Consider the following 19,169-nt stretch of genomic DNA (forward strand, 5'->3'; position numbering starts at 1 on the left):
AATAGCGACATGACAACAAATTGGCGCCGGTCCTGAACCGGCGTCGTGCGGCACCGGCCCTGCGGCAGGTGTTCCTACTGCCCCCGCAGACGCCGAAGGCGTTTGGCGGGGGTTTTTGTTTTTCGGGTTGGCGTTTTGTGAAATGGAAAGGAGCGGGATGACGCCGTATTACGTTTGGTTTGCTGCTGCGGTGATTCTGATCATCGCGGAAATGGCCACAGGCACGTTCTATCTGCTGATGATTGCTTCCGGAGTTGTGGCAGGGGGTGTTGCTGCCATGTTGGGCCTGGACGTGCCACTGCAGACCGTAGTGGCTGCCGTCGTTGCGGTCATTGCGATAGCGGCGCTGCGACGTACGCGCTATGGCCGCTTGCGGCGCAGGGAGCCGGGCACCGATCCAAACGTCAACCTGGATATTGGGCAGGAACTGGATGTAGGCGCCTGGGATGGCTTCGGTCGAGCCCGGGTGCCATACCGCGGCGCTGACTGGACCGTGGAACTGGCGCCGGGGAGTGTTCCGACGCCGGGACGATATCGGATCGTGGAAGTACGGGGCACTACGTTGATCGTGTCGCCACGGTAGATCTCACGGCCATGGGTGCCGGCTTTTTTCTTTGACGGGAGTTTTGTTGATGTCTGCTTTCCAGCTTGGCCTTTTTCCGCTGATTCTGCTTGTTGGTGCGATCGTGCTGATCGCAAAATCCATCAAGATCGTGCCGCAGCAGCACGCTTGGGTACTGGAACGACTGGGCCGTTACCATGCGACCCTGACGCCGGGCCTGTCGATCGTGGTGCCTTTTGTCGATCGCGTTGCCTACAAACACATCCTCAAGGAAATCCCGCTCGATGTGCCGAGCCAGGTGTGTATCACCAAGGACAACACGCAGTTGCAAGTCGACGGGGTCTTGTACTTCCAGGTGACGGACCCGATGAAGGCGTCGTACGGTTCCAGCAACTTTGTGGTGGCGATTACGCAGTTGTCGCAGACGACGCTGCGTTCCGTGATTGGCCGGCTGGAACTCGACAAGACGTTCGAAGAGCGCGATTTCATCAACCACAGCGTGGTCAATGCGCTCGATGAGGCTGCAGCAAACTGGGGGGTGAAGGTACTGCGGTACGAGATCAAGGATCTGACGCCGCCCAAGGAGATCCTGCATGCGATGCAGGCCCAGATCACGGCTGAACGCGAGAAGCGAGCGTTGATCGCAGCATCGGAAGGTAAGCGCCAGGAGCAGATCAACCTGGCGTCCGGTGCCCGAGAGGCAGCCATTCAGAAGTCCGAAGGGGAAAGGCAGGCTGCTATCAACCAGGCGCAGGGCGAGGCGAACGCCATTCTGGCAGTGGCGGAGGCCAATGCTCAGGCGATTGCAAAGATCGGCCATGCCATTCGGAGCGAAGGTGGGGTGGAGGCCATGAACCTGAAGGTGGCCGAGGAATATGTGGCAGCCTTCGCGAACCTCGCCAAGCAGGGCAATACGCTGATTGTTCCCGGTAACCTGGGCGATATGAGCAGCATGGTTGCGACCGCATTGCAGATCGTGAAGTCGCAGGGTGGGACGAAGATCTGAAGTCCTGTGCACCATAGAAAACGGAGGCCTTGGCCTCCGTTTTTTTTGCCGCAACTGCGGACCTACTCCTTGGTGCCGCCCTTCATGATGCGGGCCTTTTCGCGTTCCCAGTCGCGATTCTTCTCGGTTTCGCGCTTGTCGAACTGTTTCTTGCCCTTGGCGAGGCCGATTTCGCACTTCACCCGGCCACGCGTGTAATGGAGATTCAGCGGGACAAGGGTGTAACCGCGTTGCTCCACCTTGCCGATCAGTTTCTTGATCTCTTCGGCCTTGAGTAGTAGCTTGCGCGTCCGGACGGGGTCGGGCGTGACGTGGGTGGAGGCGCTCTGCAGCGGGCTGATGTGGGCGCCAATCAGGAACATTTCGGCGTCGCGGACTACGACGTAACCTTCCTTGATCTGGACGCGGTTTGCGCGGATTGCCTTGACCTCCCAGCCTTCCAGCACGATCCCGGCCTCATAGCGCTCTTCGATGAAGTAGTCGAAAAAGGCTTTCTTGTTGTCAGCGATCGTCATGCGGGTGGTGGAATCCTTTGCGGGCCGCCTGGTCTGTCAGGTGGCCGGTTATCTGGTGTGTGGCCGGTTGTCGAACCAGCGGTGTGGTGCGCAGGCCAAGCCGGGCGTGCCGTGTTGGCGGCTGTCGGCTAAAATCGGGATTCTAGCAAACCACCCGGCCCCAGCCCAGTTTCGCGGGGCCTGCGATCCGAATACATGGCAGACGTCCATAAATCCGTACTGCTCGGTTTCTCCGCCGAACAGATGTACGACCTGGTCACGCGCGTGGAAGATTATCCAAAATTCCTGCCCTGGTGTGGCGGAGTGGAGGTCTTCGAACAGACCGAGACCTTGCTCGATGCCAAGATCAACATCCATTTCAGTGGCATCAAGCAGTATTTCCATACGCGCAATACCCAGGAGCGGCCGACGCGTATCGATATGACGTTCGCAGACGGTCCTTTCAAGACCTTTAATGGCTGCTGGCGATTTACGCCCCTGCGAGCCGATGCCTGCAAGGTCGAGTTTCACCTTCACTATGAGTTTTCGAGCGTTCTGCTCGAAAAGATCATCGGGCCGGCCTTCAGCGTCATCGCCAATACCTTCGTCGATGCCTTCGTCAAGCGTGCCGAGGTAGTGTATGCCGACAAGTCCTGAGCCCGGCGGCACCGTACGTCTCTCGGTCTGCTACGCGCGGCCCGATACGGTATTCCTCGAATCCGTGGCGGTGCCCGCAGGCACTACGATCATGCAGGCCGTTCAGTCCAGCGGACTGATCGCCACGTGTCCGGAAGTGGATCCCACCACGATGCGCGTGGGCATTTTCGGCAAGCTCAAGACCATTGACACCCCGGTGCGCGAGGGAGATCGTGTCGAAGTCTATCGTGCCTTGACGGCTGATCCCAAGCAGGCGCGCCGCAAGCGTGTGCAGAAAACCCGTGCCACAGCCACTGGCATTCGGGAAGGCCAGAAATGGCTGCGCGGCGGGGCGGGCGACTGATGTTGCCGGGGGCCTAGCTCGTGCAGTGCTGGCTCAGCGACTCGTTCATCCGGGCGATTTCGGCGGAGCGCTCCTCGTCATTGAGTCGCTGTGGCGCACCGTCCGGACCGGATCGTGATACGCGGACGCCCTGGCTGAGGCCCGTCGCATAGTTGCGCATTTCCTGGCATTTCTCCTGACGTGCCAGATCCTGGCGTTCCTTCGTCGCAGCTTCCAAATCAGCCTTGATCCGCGCATCGCGACGCTCGCGGAACGCTTCGTCAGCGTCTCCCGATTTCTCGCCCTTGCTCTTGGTGCTCACGGACTGCATACGCGGCTCGCCGGGCTTTGCGGCTTTCGCTGCCGTTCTGCCGTCGTTCTGGATCTCGGTGGCAGAGCCCTCGGCTTCGACCGGCCGGTAGGCCCCGGCAAAGCGCCCGGGCGCAGCCTTGATCGCGCTTGCCGGCACAGACAGCGGGGGCGGCACGTCGCTGTAGACGGTGCGCCCGTTGGCATCCGTCCATTGCCATTGCGAGATGGCGGTGCCCGGCACAAGCGCAGCGAGCGTTGCAGCAATCAGCGGATACAGCACGGATCGTTTCATGGCGAAGTCGTGAGCAGGTCAGGCAGGTTGCAAGAGTGATGGACATCATGCGCCGGTGGGGTTGACAGCGATGTGACCCGTGCGGCATTGCGCTAGTCTACTGAGCCTTGTCCGTCGCGTGCAAGCGGACCGACCATGCCACACCCACCATCAGCAAAGCGATGGCGGCGATTTCCAGTGGTCGCGGCCAGCGGTGATCGAACACAAAACCGTACGCCAGCGCGAAAAGCGTCTCGAATACGATCATCTGACCCGATAGCGTCAATGGCAATCTGCGGCTCGAGATGTTCCAGAGATTGTTGCCAATAAGCGACGCGCCAAGCGCAACGGCAGCGTTGACCGTCCAGAACCACTGCCATTCCCGACCGCTGCCGGGCGCTGTCAGATGGTCGGCGAAGGCCAGCCAGCCCACCACAGCCAGAATCAATGAGACAAGTCCGGTAGACAACCCATACAGCGCGGACCATTCATTTCCGCTGAACTGTGGATTGCGCTGCAAGTAGCGTGCGTTGTCCACGGCGTATAGCGTCCAGCAGATCAACGCCCCCGCCGCGCAGACAACGCCGGCCAGCTTCTGCCAGGCCGGGCGGGCCAGCGCACCCGCGACGGCACCCTGCGCGCCGTCGCCGCCAGTGAAGAGGTCGATGTTGATGCAGGCGATGCCTGCGGCCACCACCAATAGCGGAAGAGCCAGTCTGCCAAGCGGCACGGCGCCATGATCGCGCCGGCCCATGAGCGTGACCGAAATCGGCAGGATGCCGATGATCAGTGAAGTCGGGCCGACGCCTGCCAGTTGCACGCCAAACGCAAGCAGCACGTAGTAGAGAAGATTGCCCGTGAACGCCTGACGCAGCAGGGCGATGCAGTCGGCGCGCGTAAGCTTGCGGGCAATGCGACGCATCAGCGGTAGGGCGGCAACGCAGGCCACGATCCCGTAAGCGAGATAGCGGCCGATTGCCAATTCCCATGGAGAGAATGCGGGCAGCAGCTTGGGTGCAATGAAGACCATGCCCCAGAAGGCCCCGGCCAGGAGGCCGCACAATACGCCGATTCCCATGGTCTCCGATGCGCCGTTGAAAAAGGAGGCCGAGAATAGCAAACGCATTGCAGGAACGCATCAGCAAATCCTGCATTCCTGTATAATCTGCTTTTGCGCCTAGAGGATTCGCTATGCGTCTTGTCCAGAAAGCACTCACATTCGATGACGTGCTGCTCGTCCCGGCCTATTCGGCCGTCCTGCCCCGGGATGTTTCCCTCCGCACCCGACTGACCCGTTCGATCGAACTCAATATTCCGCTGCTGTCCGCCGCCATGGATACAGTGACGGAGGCTCGCCTCGCCATTGCCATGGCCCAGGCCGGCGGTATCGGTATCGTCCACAAGAACCTGAAGCCCGCTGACCAGGCTCGTGAAGTGGCGCGCGTGAAGCGCTACGAATCGGGTGTGCTGCGTGATCCGATCACCATTTCGCCCGACATGAAGGTGCGCGATGTGATCGCACTGTCGCAGCAGCATGGCATTTCGGGTTTCCCGGTGCTCGAGGGCAAGACCGTAGTCGGCATCATTACCAACCGCGACCTGCGCTTCGAGGAAGAACTCGACGCCCCGGTGCGCGCCAAGATGACCCCGCGCGAGAAACTCGTGACCGTGGCCGAAGGTGCACCGCTCGAGGAAGCCAAGCGTCTGATGAACCGCCACCGCCTGGAGCGTGTGCTGGTCGTCAACGGTGCATTCGAGCTGCGCGGCCTGATCACGGTGAAGGATATTCAGAAGGCCGTGGACAACCCGCTGGCCAGCAAGGATGCGCATGGCCAACTGCGCGTAGGCGCCGCAGTGGGCGTGGGTCCCGATAATGACGAACGCGTGGAACTGCTGGTCAAGGCCGGCGTCGATGTCATCGTCGTAGATACTGCGCACGGTCATAGCCAGGGTGTGCTGGATCGCGTGCGCTGGGTCAAGCAGAATTTCCCGCAAGTTGAAGTGGTCGGCGGCAATATCGCCACCGGTGCAGCCGCGCTGGCGCTGGTCGAGCATGGTGCAGATGGCGTAAAGGTCGGTATCGGCCCGGGGTCGATCTGCACCACGCGTATCGTGGCCGGTGTGGGTGTGCCGCAAATTACCGCCGTGTCGAACGTTGCCGAAGCGCTCAAGGGCACGGGCGTGCCGCTGATCGCCGACGGCGGTATCCGTTATTCGGGCGATGTGGCCAAGGCCCTCGCAGCCGGTGCACACACCGTGATGATGGGCGGCATGTTCTCGGGTACCGAGGAAGCGCCGGGCGAGGAGTTCCTGTTCCAGGGGCGCTCGTTCAAGAGCTACCGCGGCATGGGTTCGGTGGGTGCCATGAAGGATGGCGCGGCAGACCGCTACTTCCAGGAAGACAACACTGCGAACGTCGACAAGCTCGTGCCGGAAGGCATCGAGGGTCGCGTGGCCTACAAGGGTCCGGTGCAGGCGATCATCCACCAACTGACTGGTGGTATCCGCGCCTCGATGGGCTATTGCGGAGCCAGCTCGATCCCGAATTGGCACGAGAGCGCCGAGTTCGTCCAGATCACCGCCGCGGGCATGCGTGAGTCGCACGTCCACGATGTGCAGATCACCAAGGAAGCCCCGAACTACCGTATCGACTGACCGAGTCCCAAGCCCCTGGCCGGATATGCCGGCCCCGGGGCACCACGGCCGCGCTGGCTACGTCGATGTTGACGGGGCCACGCGGCCGCGCCGCAAGAAGGAGCGCCTGTTCATGAAGGTATTGCTGCGAGCCGTCCTGTTTTTTGACGCATTGCTCGACCTGCTGCTCGGCATGCTGTTGCTGATGTCGCCGTTCACCACGCTCTATGCCGCCTTGCAGTTGCCTGTGCCGGAGCCGGCGCTGTTTGGCCAGTTGCTGGGCGCTGCTACGATCGGCATGTCCTGGCTGCTGTTCTCGGCCGCAATCAACGGTCATCTGACGGTGCCGGTGGCGCGTACGGTGGGCTGGGTGAATCTGGTCAGCGCGATCCTTATTGCGGTCTGGACGCTGTTTCTGGACATGCCCGTACAGGGTGCGGGCAAGGTATGGCTGCTGACGATGGCCGCCATGCTGCTGTTTTTCGCCATCGTGCAGATCCCGGCTGCGAAGAAGGTACGGCTGCGTGAGCGGGAACTCGCCGAACAGGCAAGGGCGGCGCGCGAAGTGCGGCCCGCCGAGGTTTATTATCCGAACAACGCCACCGATGTCCGCGACGCCCGCGACGTGACTGACGTAAGCGACGTGACCGACGTGTACGACCGTGGCGCCCCGCGTCCGACACGCGCGGCCACGTCCCCCGCATCCCCCGAATACCGGCGCGAGCCGATCATCACACCGCCGCCTGGCTACGGTCCGGGCACCGAAGTGATGCCCGACGAAGATCCGGAAGCAACGCCAACTGCACATCATGCACGACAAAATCCTCATTCTTGATTTCGGTTCGCAAGTCACGCAGCTGATCGCGCGCCGCGTCCGCGAAGCGCATGTCTATTGCGAAATTCATCCCAACGACGTGACCGACGAGTTTGTCCGCGAATTCGCGCCAAAGGGCGTCATTCTGTCGGGTAGCCACGCCAGCACGTACGAAGACCATCAGCTGCGCGCACCGCAAGCCGTCTGGGATCTCGGCGTGCCCGTGCTGGGCATTTGCTACGGCATGCAGACCATGGCCGTGCAACTGGGCGGCAAGGTGGAGTGGAGCGATTCGCGCGAGTTCGGTTACGCCGAGGTGCGCGCCCATGGCCATACGAACCTGTTGAACGGGGTCGAGGACTTTGCCACGCCGGAAGGCCACGGCATGCTGAAGGTCTGGATGAGCCACGGTGACAAGGTGACGGCGTTGCCCGAGGGCTTCAAGCTGATGGCCTCGACGCCGAGCTGCCCGATTGCTGGCATGGCTGACGAGGCTCGCGGCTACTACGGCGTGCAGTTCCACCCGGAAGTCACGCACACCGTGAAGGGCCGCGAGATGATCGAGCGCTTCGTGCTCAAGGTCAGTGGCGCGAAGGCGGACTGGGTCATGCGCGATCACATCACGGAAGCTGTGCAGAAGATTCGCGAGCAGGTGGGTGACGAAGAGGTGATCCTGGGCCTGTCCGGTGGCGTGGATTCGTCGGTGGCCGCTGCGCTGATTCATCGCGCCATCGGCGATCAACTGACCTGCGTGTTCGTCGACCATGGCCTGCTGCGCCTGGACGAAGGCAAGATGGTGATGGACATGTTTGCCGGGCGCCTGCACGCCAAGGTGATTCACGTCGATGCTTCCGAGCAGTTCCTCGGTCATCTGACCGGCGTGACCGATCCCGAGCAGAAGCGCAAGATCATCGGCCGCGAGTTCGTGGAAGTTTTCCAGGCCGAGGCCAAGAAGCTGAGCAATGCCAAGTGGCTGGCGCAGGGCACGATCTACCCGGACGTGGTGGAATCGGGCGGCACCAAGACCAAGAAGGCCACCACGATCAAGAGCCACCACAACGTGGGTGGCCTGCCGGAAACGCTGGGCCTGAAGCTGCTGGAGCCGTTGCGCGACCTGTTCAAGGACGAAGTCCGCGAACTTGGCGTGGCATTGGGCCTGCCGCCCGAGATGGTCTACCGCCATCCGTTCCCGGGGCCGGGCCTGGGCGTGCGGATCCTCGGCGAAGTCAAGCGCGACTACGCCGACCTGTTGCGTCGTGCCGATGCCATCTTCATCGAGGAGCTGCGCAAGACCATCGCCACGGAACAGGACGCCGCCGCGGGCATGTGCGAGCCGAACCAGGTAGGCAAGAGCTGGTATGACCTGACCAGCCAGGCTTTCGCGGTGTTCCTGCCGGTGAAGTCAGTTGGCGTGATGGGGGATGGCCGCACGTACGACTACGTGGTCGCCCTGCGCGCCGTGCAGACCACTGACTTCATGACCGCCCACTGGGCACACCTGCCGTACGCGCTGCTGGGCCGTTGCTCGAATCGCATCATCAACGAGGTGCGTGGCCTGAATCGCGTGGTGTACGACGTATCGGGCAAGCCGCCTGCGACGATCGAGTGGGAGTGATTGGGCGTTTGGCATCGGCTGGCACCTAGTAGCACCAGAACACACCTAAGCCCGCGTCGTTGCGGGCTTTTTTGTGATTTTGTCTGGCACTGTCTGGCAATCTTCGGTATCGCCAAGCACTGTTTTTTCATGGCATGATGAATGGCATTAAATGCTCCGATGCCATGAGGTTCCATCGATACCATGTAGCTACCCTTCTGGTGCTCATGGTATCAACATGACGTAACACAATGATTTCATTGTGTTTTTACGCCAGGATGGGGATGATTCTAGATCATGGTATTTGAGCCAAACCAGGGCGAGAACCATGCTGACCGATACCAAGCTGCGCAACCTCAAGCCGAGGGAAAAGCTCTACAAGGAAAATGACCGCGATGGCCTCTATGTGGCCGTCACGCCCGCCGGGGCGATCTCATTCCGCTACAACTACTCAATCCACGGCCGGCAGGAGACCATCACTTTCGGCCGCTACGGTGTTGGGGGCATCAGCCTGGCGGAAGCCCGCGAGCGGCTGGGCGAGGCCAAGAAGATGATCGCGGCCGGGAAGTCGCCAGCCAAGGAGAAGGCGCGGGACAAGGCCCGTGTCAAGGACGCGGAGACGTTCGGGGCTTGGGCGGAAAAGTGGCTGCGCGGCTACCAGATGGCCGATTCCACCCGCGACATGCGCCGCTCAGTCTACGAGCGCGAGCTGAAGCCGAAATTCGGCAATCAGAAGCTGGTGGAGATTACCCACGAGGACTTGCGCGCGCTGACCGATGCTATCGTGGAGCGAGGCGCACCGGCAACTGCGGTGCATGCCCGCGAAGTGGTGTTGCAGGTCTATCGCTGGGCCATCGAGCGCGGCCAGAAGGTCGAGAACCCGGCAGAACTGGTGCGCCCAACGTCCATTGCCAAATTCGAGCCGCGCGACCGTGCGCTGACGCCCGACGAAATCGGCTTGATGTACCAGTACATGGAGCGCATCGGCACGACGCCATCCATCCGGGCGGCGGCCAAGCTGCTGTTGCTGACGATGGTGCGCAAGAGCGAGCTGACCAATGCGACCTGGAACGAGATCAATTTCAGTGATGCGCTTTGGACGATCCCGAAGGAGCGGATGAAGCGGCGCAATCCGCACCTGGTGTTCCTGTCCCGACAGGCGCTAGACATCTTCATTGCCCTGAAAACGTTCGCGGGTGGATCGGACTACGTGCTGCCATCGCGGTATGACTCGGACTTACCCATGAGCAGCGCCACGCTCAACCAGGTACTGACGCTGACGTATCGACTGGCGCAGAAGGAAGGGAAGTCACTCGCCAAGTTCGGCCCACATGACTTGCGGCGAACGGCCAGCACGTTGCTGCACGAAGCTGGCTACAACACCGATTGGATCGAGAAGTGCCTTGCCCACGAACAGAAGGGCGTCAGGGCCGTCTACAACAAGGCCGAGTATCGCGAGCAGCGCACGGCGATGTTGCAGGACTGGGCGGACATGATCGACGAATGGACGCTGAAACGGCCGAAGGGATCGGTCAGTTGAAGGCAGGGTAGGCAGTCGCCGCCCGCGCATCGAGGCGTCGCCTCGGGCTTCATTGACACTTGAGGGGCGCAGCGTTTTAGCCGCTAAAAAGCGGCAACAGCACCGCCTGCCACTGGCGACGGAGTGAATCCGGGGCGCATGGCCTGAGTGCCCGACGCCTTGCGCGCCTCAATCCATTCCTCGACCTCGGTCAAGTCCCAGGCGACGTTTCGGCTGGTGAGTGCGATCCGGCGCGGGAACTCCCCGCGTTGCTCCATGTTGAAAATCGTGCGCTCAGACAGCGGGATCATCGCCAGCAGTTTCTTGCGATTGATGAGCGTCTTACTTGTCGTTGCCTGCATCCCCTGGCCTCTTTCAGTCACTTGCGAACATGTGCCTGATAGTGCCTGGCAATGCGGATTGTTTCGTCCTATTAGTTGGTCAATTAGGTTGACGCCGAGAGCGCGATTTTGCACGCAAGTGGAACATTGCGGGGATCGACGCCAGCGCCTTCGATACCGCCTGGCGCTCGATGCCTAGCTTTCGCGCAATCTCCGACTGATTGAATCCAGACCACTGGAGCATCAGCATCTGCTTCTTACGGTCCGATAGCTTCGAGTCCACCATTAGGCGCGCTTGATTGCGCAACTCTGCCTTGTCCGCTGGTTGTAAGGTCTGGCCCGCGACGTAGTGGAAGAAGTAGCTGTCAACCAGTTGATCGCCCGATTTCACTTGGGAAGTGGCCGGCTTCGCGCATTGCTGGCTGAGCCTCGCCAGTTCGAGGTCGAATTGCGCCAGGGATCGCCTTGCTTGTCTGTAGACAGGGTTCCATGCGCCGCTCGGCAATTTAGGCCGGTGATCTAGGCAATACAGGCTGCTAAGTCGAAGTTTTTCCTCTGGATCGTCCGCCTTCGGATCATCGTTCCCACCGGCGAATGAGGTCAGTTCGGCGAGTGATCCGCAGAACCGGCAGAACCCCTGGAGGCGTTCGCCATTCAATCGGGTGTCCCGCACCTTTGACTTCGTCGGCCGTTTGCAGGCGCAGTCCCATACAAGCCCGATCAACGATTCGAGTGTCGCAACAAACCGCTGATCTCTTGGGGTCTGCCTGTCTTCCGTTTTGATGAACTGGCGCAGCAACTGCCGCTGCATGCGAACCATCGCATCAAGTCCCACCAGTCGAATGATCCCGCTGAGGCTCACCCCTGTCCCTGCTCCGGGGATATGGCCCAAGTAGCGTTGCGGCAGCGCCGCCGTGTACGCAGCCACGGCGGGGTCAATGAGTTCCTGTATCAGCCGAACGATGGGGTAGCGCCGCGAGGAAGCGGAATACGGCCGCCAGCAATCCTCAAACTGCTCGATGGCCTTCGAGACAGCGGGATCGCAGCCTTCCCAGATGACAATGGTCGAATCGGTCTTCATGTCAACCATTTTGGACAACTAATAAGATGTAGGCAACCCCCAATAGCACCTAACCTTCGTAGCCATTCAGTTAATAACGGAGGTTTACGCAATGACGATAGAAGACACGCTGTTGCAACGCTTCGGCCCGCTGCTGAGCATGGCGCAGCTCGCCAATGTCCTGGATCGATCACCGGACGGACTGCGGATCAGCCTGCGCGCGACGAACGATTGGACGCAGCGAATCAACAAGGCCCGCTTGAAGATCGGCCGGCGGGTCTACTTCCGAACCTCGCAGATCGCCGAGGCGTTGAGCGACGAGTCCCTGTACGGAACGGGGAACTGAGGAATGGCGATTGATGTACTGGCGGCGTTCGAGCACGAACCGCCGGTGCTGGACTTCATATGGCCCGGCTTCCTCGCGGGAACTGTCGGCGCGCTTGTCGCCCCAGGGGCCACGGGTAAGAGCTTCTGGGCGCTGGAAGCGGCCATGAGCATCGCATGCAGCGTTGCGGGTGGCGACCTCGTTGGCCTTGCTCCCGCGCACACCGGGCGCGTGGTCTATCTGGCTGGGGAAGACCCTCCGCCCGCGCTGGTGCGGCGCATTCACGCCATCGGTCAGCACCTCGGGCACGCGGCTCGTCAAACCATCGCGGAGAACCTCGTGCTTGAGCCGATCATGGGCAAGCGCCTGGACATCATGAAAAAGGCCCACTTGCGCCGCGTTATTGAGGACGGTGCAGGGGCGCGACTGATCGTGCTGGACACCCTGAGCCGCATTCACACCCTCGATGAGAACAGCAACGGCAACATGGCCCACCTCGTGGCCGTGCTGGAGCATGTTGCGGCTACCACGGGCGCATCCGTGCTCTACCTGCACCACGTCAGCAAGGGAAGCGCCCGCGAAGGGCAGACCGACCAGCAGCAGGCCGCGCGTGGTGCGTCCGCACTGATCGACAATGCCAGGTGGTGCGGTTACGTCGCCCGCATGACCGAGGACGAAGCAAAGCGCCTCAGCGACCGCACCCACGACCGGCAGCCCATCGGCAATGAGCGCCGCGGCTACTTCGTGCGTTTCGGCGTCAGCAAGCAGAACTACGACGCCACGCCGCTTGATCGCTGGTACATGCGGCAGACTGGCGGCGTTCTGGTGCCGGTGGAGCTGCATGAGGTCAGCAGGAATGAGAAGGGGCGCGATGACCGGAGGCGAGGCGATGGCTTTTGACCTCACCCATGCCAGGCACGATCCAATGCACTGCTTGGTTCCCGGCTTGTTCCGCAGTCTCAAGCGCGGTGAGCGGAAGAAGCTAAAGCTCGATGTGACATATCACTACGCCGAGAATGCACAAGCGCGGTTCGTCGGCTTCGAGCCTCTTGGTGCTGATGACATGCGGCTGCTGCAAGGTCTTGTGGCTCTTGGAGGGCCGAAGGGCATCATCCTGACGCCAGAGCCATCAGCGGACTTGCCGAAGCAGCTCCGTCTACTTCTTGAACCGAAGTTCGATGCGGCAGGGGAGGATGCGCTTGTCGTGCGCGAGAGCATGACCAGTCTGCTAGGCGAGATCGGTTTGACTGATGGCGGCGACAACATCAGGGCGATAAAGGCGTGTTTGCTACGCATGACAAACGTGACAGTGATGGTTACCAAAGGGATTAGGCACAAGTCTTTTCACCTGATGAGCCATGACTTCGATGAGGAAGATGGGCGGCTATTCGTCGCGCTGAACCCTCAGATTACGGAGGCGATTCTTGGAAGGCGGCCGCATACCCGCATCGACATGGCCGAGGTACGGGCATTGCAAACCGACCCGGCCCGCTTGATTCACCAGCGTCTATGCGGCTGGATTGACCCAGGCAAAGCTGGGCGCGTGGAGCTGGATACTCTTTCTGGTTACGTCTGGCCGGACGAGGCGAACGCCGAGGCCATGAAGAAGCGCCGCCAGAAGGCTCGCAAGGCTCTGGCCGAGCTTGCCGCCGTGGGCTGGAAGGTGAGCGAGTATGCGACAGGGAAGTGGGAAATCGGCAGGCCAAAGCCCGTAGTAACGTTCCCCAACCTCCGTAGCAACGCTCCCCTTCACCCGTAGCAACGTTCCCCGGCCAAAACCGAAAAACACAGCAACGGTGCGGGTTTACGGCTAGTTCGTGAATTCCATCCATGATCTTCCAAGATCATCCACTAGGCGCGGCACTTGCCGCCGCCCTTTAGGGCGACGCCAAGCCCTTGCCGATGGGACGGCCATTCGGTCTTTAAGTTTTACGCCAGAAGGGTGGTCAGCTCCGACCGCTCTTTTTAGCGGCTAAAACGCTGCGCCCCTCAAGTGTCAATGACTGGCGTTGTATGTTGTATGTTGTAGCGCGCTACAACATACAACAGTGCCATTCGTTACCCGCCCGCGACATGAGGCTGGCCCATTTTTCGCGCGCCGACCGAGCTGCAGCATCGTCATTTCTGGCGAGGCTGGCCACCATCACCATTTCCCAAGATGGCGGCCCGAACTGTTTGTTGACACTTGAGGGGCCACGCGGGGGCTCGGGGGTACTCCCCCTCTTGGCGTTCAACTTTTCCGTGATGCCGGGCTGCCATCGCAATTTCGATGGGTGTGTCCGTACCATCGGCTCTATGTCAACCAATTTGGCCAATTATTGGAATGTTGTGTAGGCCGCCACTCCGTAACCTTCGGAGTAGTTCAGTTGATAACGGAGGTTTACGGACATGGCGACGACAGAAAGCAGCTATCCCGACGAGCTGGCCGCACGGCTCGCTCTCCAGCAGCAGACCTCGCAAATCAAGCGCAGGGACTACCTGGTCGCTTTCATGGCAGCACGTGCTGACGTGAAGGAAGCGATGGAGGCCGGCTACGCGCTCAAGATCATCTGGGAGCACATGCGCGAAACCGGCCGTATCCCTTTTCGATATGAGACGTTCCTGAAATACGTTCGCCAGCACATCACCAATGCGCCACCTGGCTCCATGAGTCAGAGCAGCACGAAGTGAGGAAAGGCCCGTGTTCAATCGCTGCAAGTGCGCGGCTGAAACACTGTTATCGGTTGTTGGATCGCTGCAAGCGCGCGGAAATGGGACATTTCCGTCGATTCTCGCGCTGCTGGCGCGCTGTTGCGAAGCAACGGTGCGGTTACAGCGCGAAATTCGATGAGTCATACGAGACAAAAACAACGCCGTAAGGCGGGCAGGATAGGTGAAGTAGGCCCACCCGCAAGCGGGTTGTCCTTCTTCACTTCCCCTTATTCGCGCCGGGGGCGCTCAACGGGGCATCCTGCTCTGCGAGGCTGCCGGCTACCGCCGGCTGGAGAACGAATGGACGACGAGAAGAAGGTCACGCGGAAGAACAGCCCGCCCATCAAGGTGTACTGCCTTCCCGAAGAGCGCGAGCTGATCGAGGAGAACGCCAAGAGGGCAGGGATTAGCGTTGCGCGTTACCTGCGCGACGTGGGCCAGGGCTACCAGGTCAAGGGCGTCATGGACTACCACTACGTGCGCGAGCTGGTGCGCGTGAATGGCGACCTTGGCCGCCTGGGCGGCTTGCTCAAACTATGGCTCACCGACGACCCGCGCACGGCCCGCTTCGGCGATGCCACGATCCTTGCCCTGCTGGGTCGGATTGAGGCCACCCAGGACGAAATGAGCCGGCTTATGAAATCAGTAGTGCAGCCGAGGGCTGAACGTTGAGAGTTTTAGCGGCTAAATTTCTGTGTGCTGGACGCGACACAAGGCCCTTCCAGGCCACCGGCCTGAGCGTTATCAACCCTCGGGAGGACGCATAAGGCCAGGGACACCCCATAAGGGCCGAGAACAGAAACACCGAAGTCCGGGCCTCAGTGCCAAGGGCGATACCGATTGGCTAGTGGCGTAGCTCTTCGATGAAACCTTGCTGTGGGCAAGCGCGAGCTTGGTCAAGGCATTGCCTTTCTTTCATCGAATGGAGATTGCAACCATGAAGCACGTCCGTTTTTTAGCGGCTAAAACCGCGCTCGCTGCCGTCCTGGCCGGCAGCATCATCATCACCCCGGCGCAGGCCGGCATTCCCGTCATCGACGGCGGCAACCTGGTGCAGAACGTCATGACGGCCATCGAGTCGGTGGCGCAGACGCTCAAGCAGATTGAGCAGTACCAGACCCAATTGCAGCAGTACGAGAACATGCTGCAAAACACGATGGCCCCGGCGGCCTACATCTGGGATCAGGCGCAGTCCACCATCAACGGGCTGATGAATGCCGTCAACACGCTGGACTACTACAAGAACCAGCTCGGCAGTCTCGACGCCTACCTGGGCAAGTTCCAGGACGTGAGCTACTACCGCAGCTCGCCGTGCTTCTCGGCCGCCGGGTGCTCGGATGCCGAGCGCGCCGCGATGGAGCAAAACCGCCGCCTGTCGAGCGAGAGCCAGAAGAAGGCGAACGACGCGCTTTTCAAGGGTCTGGAGCAACAGCAGCGCAACCTGACCGCCGATGCTCGCCAGCTCGAACGGCTCCAGTCGGCGGCACAGGGCGCGACCGGCCAGATGCAGGCCATCGGCTTCGCCAACCAGCTCGCCGCCAACCAGGCAAACCAGCTCCTGCAAATCCGTGGCTTGCTGATCGCGCAGCAGAACGCCGCGACCGCCAGGATGCAGGCGCAGGCCGACCTTGAGGCGCAGCAGCAGGCCGCCGGCGCGACTTCCAGGGAATCTAGGATCGAGCGCACGGCCAGCCCGAGAAACTGGCTTGAACTGACCCGCTGACGGAGGCCCTGCACCATGAAGAAAACGATGCTGCTTGCCGGCCTCGTGGTAGTGCTGGTGGCCGGCTGCGACAACAAGCCGGCCATCCCGCCCATGCCAGAGGTCAATGACACCAATTGCCAGATCGAGGCGATCAGGAAGATCGAGGACAGGGCCACGCGCGAGAAATTCGCCGGGCTGTGCTCGCGCCGGTCACCGGCCGCCGGCGGCATCGCGCCGACCGAGAAGCCCATGAACTGGCTCGAACTGGCCGACCCGAAAGACCAGAAGGAGGCGAAGCCATGAAAGCACTGCACAAGGCGGCGCTGATCGGCGTCGCCCTCGCGCTCTACTCCACCGCCGCATCGGCCCAGCTCACCAACCAGGGGATGCTTGACCAGGTGGTGACGGAGTTCGCCACGCGAGCAGCCGCTTGGCAGACCGTGGTGATGAATGCCGCGATGTTCCTGTTCTGGACGTTGGGCACGATCTCGCTGGTTTTCACGTTCGGCTTCATGGCGCTGCGCAAGGCCGACATTGGCGAGTTCTTTGCCGAGTTCATCAGGTTCATCCTGTTCTTCGGCTTCTTCCTCTGGCTGCTGCGCAACGGCCCGGCCTTTGCCAACTCGATCATCCAGTCACTGGCCCGGATCGGTGAGCAGGCATCCGGGGTGTCCTCGGTGACACCCTCGGGCATCGTGGATATCGGCTTCATGATCTTGAAGCAGGCGTTCACAAACTCGTCGATCTGGTCGCCCGTGGATAGCTTCATCGGTGTGGCCTTGAGCGTTGGCATCCTGATCCTGCTGGCAGTTGTCGCCGTGAATATGCTGCTGCTGCTCGTCTCGGGCTGGCTGCTGATGTACGCCGGCATTTTCTTCCTCGGCTTCGGTGGTTCGCGTTGGACGTCCGACATGGCGATCAACTACTACAAGACCGTGCTGGGCGTGGCCGTGCAGATCATGACGATGGTGCTACTGGTCGGCATCGGGAACGACCTGCTTTCCAGCTTCTACGCCAGGATGAACACCGGCACGCTGAACTTTGAAGAGCTGGGCGTGATGCTGGTTTTCTGCGTGGCGTTGCTCATGCTGGTCAATCGTGTGCCCCCTCTCATCGCCGGCATCATCACCGGGTCGGGTATCGGTGGCGCGGGTGGCATCGGCAACTTCGGCGCGGGTGCTGCCATCGGTGCGGCTATGGGCGCGGCGAGCATGGCCGTCGGTGCGGCAAGCGTGGCCGGTGCGGCCGTGATGGGTGGTGCAGCCTCGGCCGCCGGCGGTATGTCAGCGGTCAAAGCAGCGTTCGAGAAAGCGGGGTCGAGCGCCGGCGGCGAGTCGGGTGGAATGCCCATGCTCGGCGGTGGCTCCGACTCCGGCAGCGATGCAGGCTCGTTTGCGCAAGCTGCCGGTTTTGGTGGCGGGTCAAGCTCAGGTGCGGGCACCACTACACCACTTGCACAGGCCGCCGGTTTCGGCAGCAGCTCGGGCAGCGGTGCCAGTGGCTCGGGTGGCGGCAATGGGCAGCAGTCCGATAAATCGGGTGGAGGTTCCAGCTCGAAGGATGGCGACGAAGCCGGCAGCAAGAAAACCCAGCAAGGCGGCCAGCAGGCCGCACCAGGCAGCCCCGGCATGCTGGCATCGGCGCTTGGCGCAGCGGGCCGCGTGACGGCCGACGCCGGCGCGAACCTGATGCAAGGCGTCGGCGAGGTTGCGAAAGCCAAGGCCGCCAGCATCCGCGATGCCGCTGTCGAACGCATCGCGGACACCACCGGCGGGAAGATCGCGGCGGCTATCAGAGCGAGTGCAGAGAAAGACCAGGCCGCCGCCGAATCGGTGCCGACATTCAGCGGCAACAACCTGGCAGGAGCTGATTCGGCCGCTGCCGACCCGCATGATGAAGTGGCCGCGTTCGCCAACCGCGAGCACGGTAAATCGGAGGCGTGACTATGAAGCGTAGTGGCTTTTTCGACTGCCTGGCGTTCGACCAGGTGCAGCGTCAGGCGGTGGAGTTTGAGCGGCCTGGCGATCAATCAACCGAGCTTGATGCAGCGGCGGAAGTCTCGGCCTTTGTTGATCGCTCTGCTCCTTCTGCCATCGAGGCCACCAGGCCGGCGGCTAGGTCATCGAGCAACAGCTACAGCGGCAGCAACAGGAACACGCCGCTGGCAGAAGCTGCCGGCTTCTACAGCAGCGGCCAGCGGTAAAGCGCGCCGGCCGGCGTGGGGCCGGCCGACACTTCCACAACCCACCTACCACAGAGGTGAATCATGGCAACCTTGAATCCTACCAATGCAATCGCAACCCAGGCAGTTCATCATGCGGCTGCGCAGCTCGCGGCCCTGGACTGGATCGACCAGGACGCGGCGCGGCAGCTCTCACCGATGGCCGAGGCTGTCGCCAATATGTTCATGGTGCTGTACTACCAGGCCGAGACGGGCCGGGCCACGCGGGACGACTTCCGCCAGGCCCTGGATGCGGTGCGGCAGTCACTCTCCGCGTAGCCTCGCGCACCAAGAGCAGCAAGGGCGGCCGGTGGCCGCCCTTGTCGTTTTCGGGCCTGCATCGCCGGAAGCGACGATGCGCGCCGGCGTGCTCGAGCATCGCCAGATCGAGCGATGACGGCCGCCCTGCACCTTTCCCTTGGCGTGGATCTCGCATCGTCAATTCCGGCGATGAGATCTACCTGCAGCACCGCCAGAAATAGCGATGCTGGCCAGCTTCGCTATTTGGGGTCTCCTCGTTTTCAGTGCAATAAGTGACGGTACGCAAAGCTAGCACTGGCGCGGGGGTGGTCTGGGTAGACCGTTGATTTCATTGACTTTCCTGTTCGCTTTGTAAACGGGTATGGTGGCCTCCCACTTTT

General features: G+C 61.5%; 22 protein-coding genes and 1 pseudogene. 18 read left to right on the top strand and 5 right to left on the bottom strand.

The window, feature by feature from the left end; translation table 11 throughout:
- The first annotated feature begins 157 nt into the window (after positions 1-157).
- Complete coding sequence (locus ABDB81_RS25860) at positions 158-583, top strand: NfeD family protein (protein ID WP_137924611.1); 426 nt, start codon at positions 158-160, stop codon at positions 581-583.
- A 49-nt stretch (positions 584-632) separates the two neighbouring features.
- Positions 633-1,568 (top strand): SPFH domain-containing protein, encoded by a 936-nt coding sequence (locus ABDB81_RS25865; RefSeq protein ID WP_137924612.1) that lies wholly within the window; start codon positions 633-635, stop codon positions 1,566-1,568.
- 62 nt (positions 1,569-1,630) lie between these two features.
- On the opposite strand, the pseudogene smpB reads toward ABDB81_RS25865, so the two are convergent.
- Positions 1,631-2,089 (bottom strand): annotated as a pseudogene (gene smpB / locus ABDB81_RS25870) (SsrA-binding protein SmpB); the annotation flags it as partial.
- Positions 2,090-2,278: 189 nt separating this feature from the next.
- Here smpB and ABDB81_RS25875 point away from each other — a divergent pair.
- Both ABDB81_RS25875 and ABDB81_RS25880 read left to right on the top strand, forming a co-directional pair.
- Entirely contained in the window at positions 2,279-2,719 is a 441-nt protein-coding gene (locus ABDB81_RS25875; protein ID WP_137924614.1) for a type II toxin-antitoxin system RatA family toxin, read from the top strand.
- Positions 2,703-3,062 (top strand): RnfH family protein, encoded by a 360-nt coding sequence (locus ABDB81_RS25880; RefSeq protein ID WP_137924615.1) that lies wholly within the window; start codon positions 2,703-2,705, stop codon positions 3,060-3,062. Before ABDB81_RS25875 ends, ABDB81_RS25880 begins: the two co-directional genes overlap by 17 nt.
- A 13-nt stretch (positions 3,063-3,075) precedes the next feature.
- Here ABDB81_RS25880 and ABDB81_RS25885 read toward each other — a convergent pair whose 3' ends face one another.
- Complete coding sequence (locus ABDB81_RS25885; RefSeq protein WP_160472494.1) at positions 3,076-3,645, bottom strand: DUF4124 domain-containing protein; 570 nt, start codon at positions 3,643-3,645, stop codon at positions 3,076-3,078.
- Positions 3,646-3,742: 97 nt separating this feature from the next.
- Positions 3,743-4,702 carry a DMT family transporter gene (locus tag ABDB81_RS25890; protein ID WP_160472493.1) on the bottom strand — a complete coding sequence of 320 codons (960 nt, stop codon included), beginning with the start codon at positions 4,700-4,702 and terminating at the stop codon, positions 3,743-3,745.
- A gap of 113 nt (positions 4,703-4,815) precedes the next feature.
- On the opposite strand from ABDB81_RS25890, the gene guaB reads away from it, so the two are divergent.
- The 4 genes from guaB (at position 4,816) to ABDB81_RS25910 (ending at position 10,206) form a co-directional block, all read left to right on the top strand.
- On the top strand, positions 4,816-6,279 hold the full coding sequence (guaB, locus tag ABDB81_RS25895; RefSeq protein WP_137924618.1) for an IMP dehydrogenase: 1,464 nt from the start codon (positions 4,816-4,818) through the stop codon (positions 6,277-6,279).
- 112 nt (positions 6,280-6,391) lie between these two features.
- Complete coding sequence (locus ABDB81_RS25900; RefSeq protein WP_137924619.1) at positions 6,392-7,093, top strand: hypothetical protein; 702 nt, start codon at positions 6,392-6,394, stop codon at positions 7,091-7,093.
- Complete coding sequence (gene guaA, locus ABDB81_RS25905) at positions 7,068-8,687, top strand: glutamine-hydrolyzing GMP synthase (RefSeq protein WP_137924620.1); 1,620 nt, start codon at positions 7,068-7,070, stop codon at positions 8,685-8,687. The genes ABDB81_RS25900 and guaA overlap by 26 nt, the downstream gene beginning before the upstream one ends.
- A gap of 307 nt (positions 8,688-8,994) precedes the next feature.
- Positions 8,995-10,206, top strand: a complete 1,212-nt coding sequence (locus ABDB81_RS25910; RefSeq protein ID WP_346813964.1) for a tyrosine-type recombinase/integrase — start codon at positions 8,995-8,997, stop codon at positions 10,204-10,206.
- 83 nt (positions 10,207-10,289) lie between these two features.
- Here the strand turns inward: ABDB81_RS25910 and ABDB81_RS25915 are convergent, their stop codons facing one another.
- A complete protein-coding gene (locus tag ABDB81_RS25915) occupies positions 10,290-10,547 on the bottom strand; it encodes an AlpA family phage regulatory protein (protein ID WP_346813965.1) in 258 nt (85 codons plus the stop codon).
- Between the two features lie 79 nt (positions 10,548-10,626).
- Positions 10,627-11,607 carry a LuxR family transcriptional regulator gene (locus ABDB81_RS25920; RefSeq protein ID WP_346813966.1) on the bottom strand — a complete coding sequence of 327 codons (981 nt, stop codon included), beginning with the start codon at positions 11,605-11,607 and terminating at the stop codon, positions 10,627-10,629.
- A gap of 91 nt (positions 11,608-11,698) precedes the next feature.
- On the opposite strand from ABDB81_RS25920, the gene ABDB81_RS25925 reads away from it, so the two are divergent.
- The 10 genes from ABDB81_RS25925 (at position 11,699) to ABDB81_RS25970 (ending at position 18,807) form a co-directional block, all read left to right on the top strand.
- On the top strand, positions 11,699-11,932 hold the full coding sequence (locus tag ABDB81_RS25925; protein ID WP_346813967.1) for a DNA-binding protein: 234 nt from the start codon (positions 11,699-11,701) through the stop codon (positions 11,930-11,932).
- 3 nt (positions 11,933-11,935) lie between these two features.
- Positions 11,936-12,811, top strand: coding sequence for a helicase RepA family protein (locus ABDB81_RS25930; protein ID WP_346813968.1), 876 nt, complete (start codon positions 11,936-11,938; stop codon positions 12,809-12,811).
- Entirely contained in the window at positions 12,801-13,670 is an 870-nt protein-coding gene (repC, locus tag ABDB81_RS25935; protein ID WP_346813969.1) for a replication protein C, IncQ-type, read from the top strand. The genes ABDB81_RS25930 and repC overlap by 11 nt, the downstream gene beginning before the upstream one ends.
- Positions 13,671-14,299: 629 nt before the next feature.
- Positions 14,300-14,581 (top strand): TraK family protein, encoded by a 282-nt coding sequence (locus ABDB81_RS25940; RefSeq protein ID WP_346813970.1) that lies wholly within the window; start codon positions 14,300-14,302, stop codon positions 14,579-14,581.
- Positions 14,582-14,902: 321 nt separating this feature from the next.
- The gene (gene traJ / locus ABDB81_RS25945) at positions 14,903-15,274 is read left to right on the top strand and encodes a conjugal transfer transcriptional regulator TraJ (protein ID WP_346813971.1); all 372 of its coding nucleotides are present in this window, start codon (positions 14,903-14,905) and stop codon (positions 15,272-15,274) included.
- 265 nt (positions 15,275-15,539) lie between these two features.
- The gene (trbJ, locus tag ABDB81_RS25950) at positions 15,540-16,325 is read left to right on the top strand and encodes a P-type conjugative transfer protein TrbJ (RefSeq protein WP_346813972.1); all 786 of its coding nucleotides are present in this window, start codon (positions 15,540-15,542) and stop codon (positions 16,323-16,325) included.
- Between the two features lie 15 nt (positions 16,326-16,340).
- Positions 16,341-16,610, top strand: coding sequence for an entry exclusion lipoprotein TrbK (gene trbK / locus ABDB81_RS25955; RefSeq protein ID WP_346813973.1), 270 nt, complete (start codon positions 16,341-16,343; stop codon positions 16,608-16,610).
- Positions 16,607-18,250, top strand: coding sequence for a P-type conjugative transfer protein TrbL (gene trbL / locus ABDB81_RS25960; protein ID WP_346813974.1), 1,644 nt, complete (start codon positions 16,607-16,609; stop codon positions 18,248-18,250). Before trbK ends, trbL begins: the two co-directional genes overlap by 4 nt.
- Before the next feature lie 2 nt (positions 18,251-18,252).
- The gene (locus ABDB81_RS25965; protein ID WP_346813975.1) at positions 18,253-18,510 is read left to right on the top strand and encodes a hypothetical protein; all 258 of its coding nucleotides are present in this window, start codon (positions 18,253-18,255) and stop codon (positions 18,508-18,510) included.
- 63 nt (positions 18,511-18,573) lie between these two features.
- Positions 18,574-18,807 (top strand): type I toxin-antitoxin system ptaRNA1 family toxin, encoded by a 234-nt coding sequence (locus ABDB81_RS25970; protein WP_346813976.1) that lies wholly within the window; start codon positions 18,574-18,576, stop codon positions 18,805-18,807.
- Positions 18,808-19,169: the final 362 nt, after the last annotated feature.

Origin of the sequence: Cupriavidus sp. DL-D2 (genome assembly GCF_039710735.1) — a bacterium.
GTDB lineage: Bacteria > Pseudomonadota > Gammaproteobacteria > Burkholderiales > Burkholderiaceae > Cupriavidus.